The organism is Streptomyces sp. NPDC058534, assembly GCF_042717365.1.
GTDB lineage: Bacteria > Actinomycetota > Actinomycetes > Streptomycetales > Streptomycetaceae > Streptomyces.
Genome location: NZ_JBHXNW010000018.1, coordinates 24805 through 36087, shown reverse-complemented (window position 1 = coordinate 36087; position 11283 = coordinate 24805). Strand labels below are relative to the sequence as shown.

The window sequence follows — 11283 nt, the reverse complement described above, 5'->3', positions numbered from 1 at the left end:
CCCCTGGGCGTGCCAGCAGCGGCGCGGCTTACTTCTTCTTGTTCCAGTTGTCCCAGGTCGGGCGGTTGTCGAAGGGAGCCGGGTTCTTCGCCCAGTTGTCCCACGTGGGCCGGTTGTCCCACGCTCCTTCAACGATCACCGGGGGCGGGGCGTCGTGCGTGGCTATCAACTCCATCACGACGGGCGTGTCGGATGTGGCGAGTCGGTCCAGGATCTTCATGCAACAGCCTCCTTGGTTGCGAGCGTGGACAGGGCCGTGACCAGGGCCTGCCGGGAGACCCGGCAGTAGTTGGTCTCGGTGGTCTGTAGGTCGCCGTTCTCGAAGTAGCGGTTGGCGGCCTGTGCGCCGCGGCAGAAGTCGAAGAACTCGCATTCGGCCTGGCAGCGGTCCAGGCCGGCGAGAAAGTCGCGTACGTAGCGCAGCCGGTGGGCATCACGGAGGATCTCGGGCAGGGGGCGGTCGAGGATGTTGCCGGCCATGAAGTCGCCGTACTCGGGCGCCGCGGTGTCCGCGAGTTCCGGGGAGAGCAGGACCACGTCGCCCTTCCAGGAGACGGTGGGGATCGGGTCGAGGCGGCGCCCGTCCCACTCAGCTCGCTGGCCGGAACGGATCAGCTGGAGGTACTCGGCGAGCCGTTCGACTTCCCTGACCGCCGGGGCGCCAGGGTGTTCGCGGGCCCAGGTGAGGGTGCGGCGCCAGAACTCCTGGGCCTGGACGGTGGTGGGCGGCTGCCGGTCGGTGTTGACCCCTTCGATCTCCTCGATGTTGAAGCCCACCGAGTGGCCGCCCAGAGAGGTAAGGAACTCCAGCAGCTCCTCCGGCATCGTGATGCCCAGGGTGCCGACCACAGAGATGACGGAGAACGGGATGCCGTGCTCGCGCAGCTGCGAGATGCCGCGCAGGATCCGGTCGAAGGCGGGCTTGCCTCGCAGGTCGACGCGCTCGGCGTTCAAGGCGGCCGGGCCGTCGATGCTCACCCCGACGCGGACGTCGTACGCGGCCAGCAGGTCGCACCACGTCTCGGTGATCAGCGTCGCGTTGGTCTGCACATAGTGGTGGACTCGGCCCGCCCGCCGCAGGGCCTCGAACGGCGCGAGCAGGGTGGCGAACTTCTGCTGGCCGACGGCGAGCGGCTCCCCGCCGTGCCAGACGATGCCGATCGGATGGCCGCTGTCGTCGATCTGGGCCACCGCCTGTGCCAGGGCCTCGGCCACCTCCGGGGGCATCTGGTGCTTGAGCTTGCGAAACGGCAGGTAGCAGTACCGGCAGTCCAGATTGCACCAGGTCGTGGGCTGGACCACCACGGTCTGCGGGGCCGCGAACCGCTGCTGGTACTGGGCACGCCACGGGAGGGGGCGAGGGCGCATCGGGGTCCTCTCCTCAACGGACAGAGGGCAACGCCGGCCCGCGGTGGGCGCCGCGGAGCGGGATGTGACCACGATCCGACCCGCGATGACGTGTACGCGATGACATCGCGCTGTCATTGCCGATGACATGTCATCAGCACAGCAATGACATTGCGCTGAAGTGGTCTCACCTGCACGGGAGTTCGAGTGCTTGCCTGTGGGCTATCGTGGCGGGGTGCCTCGCTCGATTCTGATCCACGACGGCCAGACCGCCCGCGATATCGGTCTGGTGTACTGCTGCTCGGGCTACCTCGTCGAGCGTGGCAAAGTGCTGCTCGTGCACCACAACCGCTTCGACAAATGGGTTCCGCCGGGCGGTCATATCGAGCCCGGGGAGTCCTTCGCGGGTACGGCGGTGCGCGAGTTCAAGGAGGAGACGGGGCTGCTGGTGGAGGCGATCTCCAGCCAGCCGGCCATCCACCCGGCCGACCACAACGCCACTCCTGAACCCGTGCCGTTCTATGTGGACATCGAGCGCGAAGGCTTTCCGACGCCGGCGCTGGTCCAGTTCTTCTACGTCCAGCGGCAGCCGGGCACCCGGGAACAGGCCGTGGAGGCGCAGCTCGAAGAGGTGCACGGGGCCGCCTGGTTCGGCCTGGAGGACCTCGACACCCTCAAAACCTTCGACCAGGTCCGTTCCCTGGCGCGGTTCGCCCTGCTGAACTACCCGCTGGCCGGAGAGCGCGCCACGTCGTAGGCGGCGGCCTACCGCCCTGCGAGGCGATACCCGCTGACCCCGTCCACCGTGCTGGCCAGCAGTAGCCGGGCCGGGGCGCCGCCGAAGGCCGTGGAGACGGCGTGGTTAAGGCGCTGAACGTACTTGGGCACCGAGGACGGGGCGACGTAGAGCTTCGCCGCGATCCGCTCGGTCGACATTCCGGCCTCGGGGGCGTCGTACACGACCTTCACCACGTCGAACAGGCGCTCCGACAGCTCACACGCCACGCTTCGTTCGCTGTCGCGTGCCCCGAGGAGGAGGGTCCGGCCCGGGCCGAGGGCGACTTGGACGATGACCATCTCGGCCGACGCCTCGCTCGCGTCCTCGGAGGTGGTGTCGGCAAGGTTCATCCGGGCCAGACGCTGCATTGCTTCCTCGTAGGCCGACACCGTGTAGTAGGCGGCCCGGATGGTGGCGCGCTTGCCCGAGGCACCCGGCTCGTTCCACAGCCCAGCCTCCGGGTCCCACAGGTCATTCATCAACTTCCACGCCTTGGCGAGGCGGGGATCGCGCGGGCTCGCGCCGGCCCGGATGGCCGCCTGGGTGCACAGCGCGTACGCCATGTGCTCCCAGGCCGTGCCTTGTACGTCCTTGTCGTCCTCGACGAACTCCTCCCACCGGTGGTGGTTGTGCAGCAGCCACTGGCCGGCCTCGACGATCACGTCGGACAGCGGCTTCCGCTGCACCGGGCCGTGCACCCCGCCCACCTCCCGCGGGACGTCCCGGTAGGCAGGCTCGCCGCCGGGCCCCGTTCCGGCACAGACGGCCGACAGCGCGAGAAGGCACAGCGCGGTCTTGCTCGGGCTCGGGTCGGTGTCGATGTAGGTACGCCATCCCCATGCCCCGCTGGGCCGCCGGTGGTAGAGCAGGCCGTGCACTCCGTGGTCGATCAGCGGTTCGACGCGCTCCAGCAGGCTGTTGGTCTCCACCCCGCCGGGTAAGAGGAGTCCGGGGCCGAAGTCATGGAGGGCGTCTCTGAGCTCGGCGAGCCGGTGCACCACCAGGGCGGTCTGGTGCAGCGAGGTGTCGTCGAGTCCGAGGACTTCGGGCCAGCCGTGGTCGACCTGGTGGTCCTCCAACCAGCCGACGCACCAGGCCGCGGTCTCCGCGACGCCGTTGTGGTGGAAGAAGCGCGGGTGGGACAGCAGTCCGGCCAGGCCGAAGGCGATGAACCGGGTGTGCTCACCACGACCGCCTTTGGGTCGGGGCCGTGAGTGCTCCGGGATGGCGCCGGTGAGGAAGTCGAGCCCTTGGCGAACCGGCTTTCCGGCTATGCCGGCGGCCCGCAGAATCGGCAGGACCTCGCTGGTATTGACGATCGACGAAACCGAGGTCAAGGTGAGGCCCCACCCGCCGTCGTACCCCTGGTTGCGCAGCAGGGTCCGGGCAGCCTCGCCCGCTCTGGTCTCGAACGCCGCGAGCCCCACGTGCGCACTCTTCATGATTCGCCTCCGCCGCCGAACGACCCGGACCGCCGGTCGGACCGTACCCAACTCGCCTACAACCGACGCGCGTTCATGGCCAAGACGCTACGGTGCATGGTCATGAAGCCGTTCGTGTTCCAGCATGCCCAGGACGTGTGGCCAGAGGGCGAGACCCTGCTCCACGTGTATCTCACCCCACACGATCAGGACCGCGAGCTGGCGGCGCTCGTCGCTCGGCGACGGGCGGTCTTGCGGGAGTTTCCGATCACCTGCGTGGAGGACCGCTGGCTCCACATCACCGTCGACCAGATCACCGACCGCGTGGGAGCAGAGATCACGCAGGCCGAACGCGACGCCCTCGTAGCGGGGCTGGGCAAGCGTCTCGCAAACGTCGAGCCGTTCGACATCATGATCGGATCACTTGAGTCGTACGCGACCGAAGTCGCTGCTTAGTCGTCGTGTCGCATTCCCCTCCTCACCTGCTCAGGCTGATCCGAGGAGGCTGTTGCAGCAGGTCGTGTCGGATATCTAAGGTCCGACGCCATGCACTTGATCAACTACACGCGAGTGGGCTGGGAGTCCTGGGAGGTAGAGCGGCAACCCCTCATCCCTGAGCGGATGCCGGTCCTCCTCGACGACGACCTCCGATTCGAAGACGCGCCCGGTGTCCCGCGCCCCGCTACGGTGGGGAACCGCTGGCTGCGTGAACTCCCTCTGAACGGGGCGCCGGCGGCCCGGACATGGCGGAACAACGCGAGCTCGCTGTGTGAGTGGATGACCCTCCTGCAGGACCGCGAAGTCCATCCTCTGGGCAACCGCCAGGAACTGCGGGCGGCGCTGAGCATGTACGCCGAGTTCCGTTTCGCCGGACCGCTGAAGAAGCGGTGGGACGGCACCACATGGAACCTGCACATGGGCATCCTGTCCGCGTTCTACCGGTGGGCCGTGGACGAGCACTTCGCCGAGGCGGTGCCCTTCACCTACCGGATGGGCAAGCGGATGGCCGACGGCGTCCTGGTCGACGTCGAACGGAACCTCGCCCGCGTCCGATCGCCCCGGCCGCACACCTCGATCAAGTACATGGAGCAGGATTTCTGCCGGCTGTTCGTCTGCGGCCTTGCCGGGCTGGAGCCGGACGGCACGCCGGACCGGCGCTGTCGCGGCCGGGAGTGCGCTCGGAACGGGGCGATGGGCGACTTCGTGCTGGCCAGTGGGCTGCGGCGGCAGGAGTTCACGCACCTGACGATCTACGAGGTGCCGCCGCTGCCGCGCCGCCGGTCTGAAGTGCCCATCCTGTTCCCGCTGTCCCGGGCGATCACCAAGGGCAGGAAGGCGCGGACGACCTGGGTCACGTACGGGCCGCTGGCCCGGATGCACCAGTACATCGACTTGGACCGGGCGGCGTCGGCCGAGGGGTATCGGTGGCGGCCACCGTGGCGGCTTGGCGAGCCGATCCTCGTGGAGGCCCCGGACTGGGAGGGCGCCACCCTCAACGGGCGGCGCCGGCCCTGGCGGAACCTGACCCTCGACGAACGGCTGTGCCTGGTCACACCGGAGGGGCAGTCGCCCCTGGTGAGTCTGCAGTCGTCGGGCAAGCCGTTCATCGACTGGGCGACGGTGTTCCGGCGTACCTCGGCGAGGATCCGTGAGCGGTTCGAACCGCGGTTCCCGACAGTCTCCCCGCACCGATGCAGGCACAGCTTCGCCATGGCCACGCTGGAGGGCCTGGTCAAAGGCCACTACCGACGCGCGTCCGAGCTGACCCTGGCGGCCGGCGAGGACGCGGCGCTCGCCCTGTACCTGATGAAGAACGACCAGATGCTCGTCCTGCGCGACCTGCTCGGTCATACGAGCGTGCTGTCGACGGAGCTCTACATCGCGCGCCTGGATGTGACCCGGATCTACCGCGACGCCTACCGGGAGTCCGCTGCGCGGATGGCCGGCCCCGTCCCGGGGGTCACGGACGCCGAGGTCGAGGCCGAGTTCACCGGCGCGGACGAGGAGGACTGCTGATGCCCGCGTTCGTGACCGAGGAGCCGCTGGCCGTGCGGTTCGTACTCCGCAACGGCAAGGAGTGGACGGCACGCCTGGCTGGATTGCCCAACCCCCGTCTGGCTCGCGACTTGGCCGAGGGCCTGGCCGCGTGTGCGCACCCGCACGGCGGGATCGGCGCGAAGAACCCGGCCGAGAGGTACGCGGTCTCGGTGCGGCAGATGGTGAAGAAGCTGTCGGAGACCGGGTTTTCCGGCTCTGCAGCGGAGTTGACCAAGTCGATGCTGCTGCGGTTCTGGCTGTCCGGCACCCACGAGCGCGAGTGCGACACCCGCATCCTGCTCAAGGGCCTTGACGGATTGACCGGGTGTCTGAGACCGGAGGTGCGGGCCATGCTTGAGGGCCGGGCTGTTCAGCCGCACCCTCCCGTGCGGGCATACGCGGCATACACCGACGGCGAGTGGGAGCGGCTGGAGAACGCCTGCCGTTCGGTCATCGACGTCAGCCGACATCGGCAGCGCGAGATGCTGAACCTCGCGGCGATCGGTCAGGATCCCCGCGAGAGCCGCCGTCACAGCGAAGCCGACATCGCCTGGCTGATGCTCCGGGACGGTCCCGTGTCCGGGCACGCGTACTGCGCCTATGTCCAGGGCTACGTGCGCAAGCGGCCGGAGGTCTCCTATGCCGCTGTGCGATCGGTGCGCGAGGACTTGTTCCCCACTCCGCGCGTCCAGATCGCCTACCGGCTGCTGTTCGGTCTCTACAGCGGCGTAGTCCCGGACGGGATCGACGACCTGGAGCTCGGCGACATCGAATGGGCCGGCAACTCCACGATTCTCCTCGGCTACTACAAGGGGCGAACCGGCCCGGAGGGAGCCACTCCGCCCCGGCAGGCCGTACGGCTGCTGGAGCAGTGGCTCGCGCACGCCGCCAAGCTGCGGACGTTCGCCGCGCCAGGGCTGCGGGAGTCGCTGTGGATCGCGGCCGAGCCGCACGGCGTCAACGGAGTCATCGGCCACCAGTGGACCAACAAGCCGCAGCGCGACTTCATCCGTGACCTGAAGCTCGTGGACGATGCCGACGAGCGGCTGAAGGTCCACCGGGGCCGGATCCGTGCCACCTACGAGGAGCGGCTAGCCCGCCGTGGATGGACCGGGCGCACCACCATCGACCCCAATCACACCGCCAGGACCGAAGGCGATCACTACGTCACCCCCACGACGCCGGCCCAGCTGGACGCCGTGGAGTCCATCATTGAGGACGGGCAGGCGGACATCCTGCGCAAGGCCCTGCCGCCGGTGGTGCTGACCAGCGAAGCCGCGGCCGAGCTGGCCGCGGCCTTCCCCGAGGCGGTGCGGCGCCTGGAGCTGGACGCCGGGGCGATGGCCGAGTTGGTGGGCGGCGAGCGCGATGTGTTCACCGCGGCCTGCGCGGACCAGTTGGCCGGCGTGCACGGTCCGAAGGGCAAGCCGTGCCCCGCCCGGCCGTGGGTGTGCCTGCTGTGCCCGCTGGCGCTCTTCCTGCCGCGGCACACCGTGAACCTGCTGCGGCTGAAGGCGTTCTTCGCCCGGCAGTTCCGGCAGATGCCCGTCGTCCAGTTCGTGCGGGTCTTCGGCCCGTACGCCGAGCGGCTCGACAACGAGATCCTCCCCAGGCTCTCCGCGCAGGTGAAGGCGGACGCCCAGCTGGAGGTCGCGGACGACGACCACGAACTTCCCCTTCGGCCCGAGGAGTACAGCGCATGATGCCGCGACCGATACCCGCACCCGCTCTGCGCCGGACACGGTCCGCCTTCGCGGGGGCCGACGTGTGCGAGGTGGCGGGCCTGCGGCTGCCCGCGGGAGCACGGCGGGTGCTCTTCGAGGACGAGAGGTGGGTGCTGTCCGAGCTCGTCGACGCCCACCGGATGATCGCCCCGGGCGAGCTCATCTGGGACTTCACCGAAATCCTCAATCCGGCCTGGCGGATCGTGGCCAAGGAGGTCCTGCTGGCCCTGATGGCGCCGCAGCACGAGGCGGTGATCGAGTGTCCCCATGCCGCCCGCACCCTGCGCAGCCCCCGGACCTGCTTCCGCTACCTCATGCGGCTGATCACCTGGTTCAACTGGCTTACCGCACAAGGGATCCGCACCCTGGAGCAGGTCGACCAGGAGCTGTGCGAGCGGCACGTGGAGGAGCAGTCGTGGTCCCACATCTCGCTCGGCCTGCCGCGCTGGAAACTCGACCCGGAATCGGTGACCGAAGTGCCCCGCTCGATGCTGGGGATCGTGATCTACCGGGAGCTGCTGTCGGCCGACGCCTACCGTGACGGCTTCGTCCCGTGGAATGGCCGGACGCCGTGGCAGATCGTGGGGGGCAAGAAGCGCGGCGAGAACGCCACCCAGCCCGTCGGCGATGACCTGCTCCAGCCGCTGCTGGCGACCTGCCTGTACCTCGTGGAGGTGGTCGGCCCGCACGTCACCGCTGTTGAAGAGGCCCGCCGTCAGGACCGCCTGGATCGCGCGGCCATGCCGGAGGCCCGGCACACCGATGTGCCCGCGCTGCAGGCGCTGTTCGAGGAGTTCCGGCAGCGCGGCGAGCCCTTGCCGATGATCTCCGAGAGGTCGAGCAAGCGGTGGGCCCACCACGTCGGTGACCCGCTGCAACGTCTCGCCTGGGCGCACCTTGCCACGCGGGCTGGATTCTCCGGGATCACCGACCACGCGAAGCCGTTGCTGCGGCCGGCGCTGCTCGGTGTCGTGGAGGACGTCGGCTTGGCCGGCACGTGGGCGCGCGACGCGCAGGCCATCCCCCGCTACGGCAGCGGCGAACTCGTTGCCTGGGCCCAGCCGATGGGGTCGGATGAGGCACGGTTCCTGGCCGGTCATGTGCTGACCGCATGCCTGGTGGTCACCGCGGCCCTTTCCGGCATGCGCTCCTCGGAGTTGCTCGAACTCTCGACGGGTTGCCGCAACCCCGCGCGCTCCACCCCGGGCGGCGGTCGCCGGTTTCGGCTGTCCGGCAAACTCATCAAGGGGCAGCGGTTCGGCGGGGTCCCGGACGAGTGGGTGGTCGTCGAGGAGGTCGACCGGGCCGCCGCCCTCGCTGAACGGATCCTCGGCGGCCCCGAAGGCGCTCCGCTGTTCACCAACGTCGCCATCACCGAGCGGCTGAAACGGCTGCGGGGCTACCTGAAGAAGTCCGGCCTCGGCGCCCACTGGGGCCTTCCCGACATCCCTGCGGGACCGTGCTCGGCGCGCATGCTGCGGCGTAAACTCGCCCTGTCGGTCGCGCACCGCCCCGGAGGGCTCCTGGCGGCGAAGGTTGCGCTGAAGCACATCAGCGTCGCCACGACCGAGGGGTACGCCGCGCGCCCCGGCGGATCCCAGAGGCTCTTCCTCGCCGAAGTCGAGGAGGCCGAGGAAGAACACCACCTCCAGCTGACCGTCCAGGCTTTCCGCGACGCTCAGGCCGGGCGGATGCCCGCGGGCCCCGGCGCGAGAAGCCTCATCGAGGCATTCACCGTGGTGGACGCCGAGCTCCAGGAAGCGGCCCGTACCAACGCCAAGGTCCGCCAGGACGACGCCCACTTGGAGAGTCTCCTGCGCAAGCAGGCATCGAGCCTGCACATCGGGCCCGCGAACTTCTGCTGGTTCAAAGACCCCGCGAAGGCCCTGTGCTTGAAGCTGGCCGGCACCCCCGATGCCACGAAGCCGCTGATCGGCATGTGCGACTCGGCACGCTGCCCGCAGGCCACCCACCACCCCTGCCACCGGCCGGTATGGCTCGGGCAGGTCGCCTCCATCGACACCTTCATCAACAACCGCCGCGTCGCCCGGGGTGAGAAGAAGCGCCTCGAACCCGAGCGCGACCGCGCTCTGCGCGTCCTTGTCGAGATCGACACCGCGACCGGCGCGGTGCCCGCGGAGGCGAGCTGACGTGTCCCGCATCACCGACGCCGACCGGGGCCGGAACGAGACCGCGCTCCGCGCCGCCATGGAACGGCTCTTGCGCGGCGACCTGCCGCCCGGCGGCAAGTGCGACCTGAAGACCCTCGCAGCCTTGGCCGGCGTCACCCGCACCGGCTTCTACGCGAAGAAGCACCGCGACGGCTCCGTACGGCCGGGCACCTACCAGCACCTGGCCGAGGAGTTCGAAAGCCGCCGCACCGAGCTCCAGGCGGCCGGCGAGATCACCGACCCACGCGACGCCCAGATCGAACGCCTCAAAGCGGAAGTCTCCGAGTTGAAGAAGAGGGTCACTGCCCGCGACGAGAAGATCATCGACCTGACCGGCTTCAAGACGTTGGCCATCAGCCGCCTCGCCGCCCAGCACGACGAGATCGAGCGGCTGCGACGGCAGCTGGCCCAGCACGGAAACATACGAGCGCTCCCAGCCGCTGGCGCAGGTCAGCAGCCGGAGGGGCATGGATGAAGACCCGGGCGGCTGAGCGGCGGATGCCGGTTCAAGGCGGCCCTGCGCGCAGGTTCGTCGCCGTCGCCGCCTCTACTGCTGCGGAACGCGGCGCCCTGGCCGTGAGAGCGACGAGGGCGGCGAAGGCGGAAATGAGGGCCAGCAGTCCGAAAAGACGGGGGTAGCCACCGAGCGGCACGGCCAGGGCAGCGCCGACGAACGGGGCGAGGGCGGAGGCGGCGGTTGCCGGGGCGGCCAGGAGTCCGGAGAGACGGCCGTAGTGGGTGGTGCCCCACCGGTCGGTGATGGCGGTGGCTTGCAGCAGGGTGAGGTTCCCGCGGACCATCCCGGCCGCGACGGACAAGACGACCAGCAGGGCGTACGGACCAGGGACGAGCGCGAGCGCGGCCGTGGTGAGTCCGCCGAGTGCGATCAGCGCGACGGTACGGGCCCTCACGCCAGTGCGGCGGGCGAGCGTCGCGTAGAGGGTACGGCCGAGGGTCTGTCCGGCCCCGCCGAGACCCAGGGCCCACGCGGCCATGGTGGTCGTGAAGCCGCGTTCGAGCAGGAGCGGGACGAGAGCGACGACGACGGCGTACACGGTGAACGCGGAGAGCGTCAGGGCTGCGGCCAGCAACCAGAACTGTCGACTGTGCGCCACCTGATCCACCCCGTCGGCGGCGTGGGCGGGTGCCGGAGGCGCCTTCGGCCACGGTGCGTCCAGGGCGAGCGCATGCGCGGGCACGGTCACCACGGCCAGCACCAGGGCGAGAACGGCGTATGTCGCCCGCCAGGACAGGTGATCGGCGAGCGCCGCGGTGAGAGGTGCGAAGAGCGTGGAGGCGAGGCCCCCGGCAAGGGTGACGACGGTGAGGGCACGGACGTGGTCGGGGGCCCACCAGCGGGTGAGGGCGGCGAAAGCGGGCTGGTAGAAGGTGGACGCCATCGCGAGTCCGGCGAGCAGCCAACCAGCCACGAAGATCAGCAGGTTGGGGGCGGCGGCCACGATCAGGATGCTCAGCACGCCGAGGACCGATCCGGCGGTCATCACGGTGCGCGGGCCGCGGTGGTCGATGATCCGCCCGACCCGTATCCCGGCGAGCGCGGAGACGAGCAGGGCGGCGGAGAACGCGGCCGTAGTCGCCCCGGCCGGCCACCCGGTTGAGGCGGTGATCTGCGGGTTCAGCACAGGGAACGCGTAGTAGACGATGCCCCAGCTGGTGATCTGCGTAGCGCACAGCGCCGGCAGCGCGGCGGGGGGGGGGGGGGGGGGCGGCCCCCCCCCCCCCCCCGCCGCCGCGCGGCGCCGCCGGGTGTCGGGGGGGGGGCCAGCGCGCCCCCCCCCCCCCCC

General features: G+C 69.9%; 10 protein-coding genes. 6 read left to right on the top strand and 4 right to left on the bottom strand.

Annotation, left to right across the window (positions count from 1 at the left end):
• Nucleotides 1-28 precede the first annotated feature (28 nt).
• Nucleotides 29-220, bottom strand: coding sequence for a multiple cyclophane-containing RiPP AmcA (amcA, locus tag ACFWR9_RS13855; RefSeq protein ID WP_356660954.1), 192 nt, complete (start codon nucleotides 218-220; stop codon nucleotides 29-31).
• Complete coding sequence (gene amcB, locus ACFWR9_RS13850) at nucleotides 217-1368, bottom strand: cyclophane-forming radical SAM peptide maturase AmcB (RefSeq protein WP_383840482.1); 1152 nt, start codon at nucleotides 1366-1368, stop codon at nucleotides 217-219. Before amcB ends, amcA begins: the two co-directional genes overlap by 4 nt.
• Before the next feature lie 214 nt (nucleotides 1369-1582).
• Between amcB and ACFWR9_RS13845 the strand changes: the two genes are divergently transcribed.
• Nucleotides 1583-2104 carry an NUDIX hydrolase gene (locus ACFWR9_RS13845; RefSeq protein WP_383840479.1) on the top strand — a complete coding sequence of 174 codons (522 nt, stop codon included), beginning with the start codon at nucleotides 1583-1585 and terminating at the stop codon, nucleotides 2102-2104.
• Between the two features lie 8 nt (nucleotides 2105-2112).
• On the opposite strand, the gene ACFWR9_RS13840 is transcribed toward ACFWR9_RS13845, so the two are convergent.
• Nucleotides 2113-3567, bottom strand: coding sequence for a hypothetical protein (locus tag ACFWR9_RS13840; RefSeq protein WP_383840476.1), 1455 nt, complete (start codon nucleotides 3565-3567; stop codon nucleotides 2113-2115).
• A gap of 102 nt (nucleotides 3568-3669) precedes the next feature.
• Here ACFWR9_RS13840 and ACFWR9_RS13835 point away from each other — a divergent pair, with 102 nt between their 5' ends.
• The 5 genes from ACFWR9_RS13835 (at nucleotide 3670) to ACFWR9_RS13815 (ending at nucleotide 9953) form a co-directional block, all read left to right on the top strand.
• Entirely contained in the window at nucleotides 3670-4002 is a 333-nt protein-coding gene (locus ACFWR9_RS13835; protein WP_383840473.1) for a hypothetical protein, read from the top strand.
• 321 nt (nucleotides 4003-4323) lie between these two features.
• Nucleotides 4324-5562, top strand: coding sequence for a site-specific integrase (locus ACFWR9_RS13830; RefSeq protein WP_383840470.1), 1239 nt, complete (start codon nucleotides 4324-4326; stop codon nucleotides 5560-5562).
• Nucleotides 5562-7286 (top strand): hypothetical protein, encoded by a 1725-nt coding sequence (locus tag ACFWR9_RS13825; protein WP_383840467.1) that lies wholly within the window; start codon nucleotides 5562-5564, stop codon nucleotides 7284-7286. Before ACFWR9_RS13830 ends, ACFWR9_RS13825 begins: the two co-directional genes overlap by 1 nt.
• Nucleotides 7283-9457 carry a hypothetical protein gene (locus tag ACFWR9_RS13820; protein ID WP_383840464.1) on the top strand — a complete coding sequence of 725 codons (2175 nt, stop codon included), beginning with the start codon at nucleotides 7283-7285 and terminating at the stop codon, nucleotides 9455-9457. The genes ACFWR9_RS13825 and ACFWR9_RS13820 overlap by 4 nt, the downstream gene beginning before the upstream one ends.
• A gap of 1 nt (nucleotide 9458) precedes the next feature.
• The gene (locus tag ACFWR9_RS13815; protein WP_383840461.1) at nucleotides 9459-9953 is read left to right on the top strand and encodes a hypothetical protein; all 495 of its coding nucleotides are present in this window, start codon (nucleotides 9459-9461) and stop codon (nucleotides 9951-9953) included.
• 31 nt (nucleotides 9954-9984) lie between these two features.
• Here ACFWR9_RS13815 and ACFWR9_RS13810 read toward each other — a convergent pair whose 3' ends face one another.
• Nucleotides 9985-11181 (bottom strand): MFS transporter, encoded by a 1197-nt coding sequence (locus ACFWR9_RS13810; protein ID WP_383840711.1) that lies wholly within the window; start codon nucleotides 11179-11181, stop codon nucleotides 9985-9987.
• Between the last annotated feature and the right edge of the window lie 102 nt (nucleotides 11182-11283).

Coding starts and splice junctions, on each gene's coding strand:
- amcA (WP_356660954.1), bottom strand. CDS start 220: ATGAAGATCCTGGACCGACTCGCCACATCCGACACGCCCGTCGTGATG.
- ACFWR9_RS13830 (WP_383840470.1), top strand. CDS start 4,324: ATGACCCTCCTGCAGGACCGCGAAGTCCATCCTCTGGGCAACCGCCAG.
- ACFWR9_RS13820 (WP_383840464.1), top strand. CDS start 7,283: ATGATGCCGCGACCGATACCCGCACCCGCTCTGCGCCGGACACGGTCC.
- ACFWR9_RS13840 (WP_383840476.1), bottom strand. CDS start 3,567: ATGAAGAGTGCGCACGTGGGGCTCGCGGCGTTCGAGACCAGAGCGGGC.
- amcB (WP_383840482.1), bottom strand. CDS start 1,368: ATGCGCCCTCGCCCCCTCCCGTGGCGTGCCCAGTACCAGCAGCGGTTC.
- ACFWR9_RS13835 (WP_383840473.1), top strand. CDS start 3,670: ATGAAGCCGTTCGTGTTCCAGCATGCCCAGGACGTGTGGCCAGAGGGC.
- ACFWR9_RS13825 (WP_383840467.1), top strand. CDS start 5,562: ATGCCCGCGTTCGTGACCGAGGAGCCGCTGGCCGTGCGGTTCGTACTC.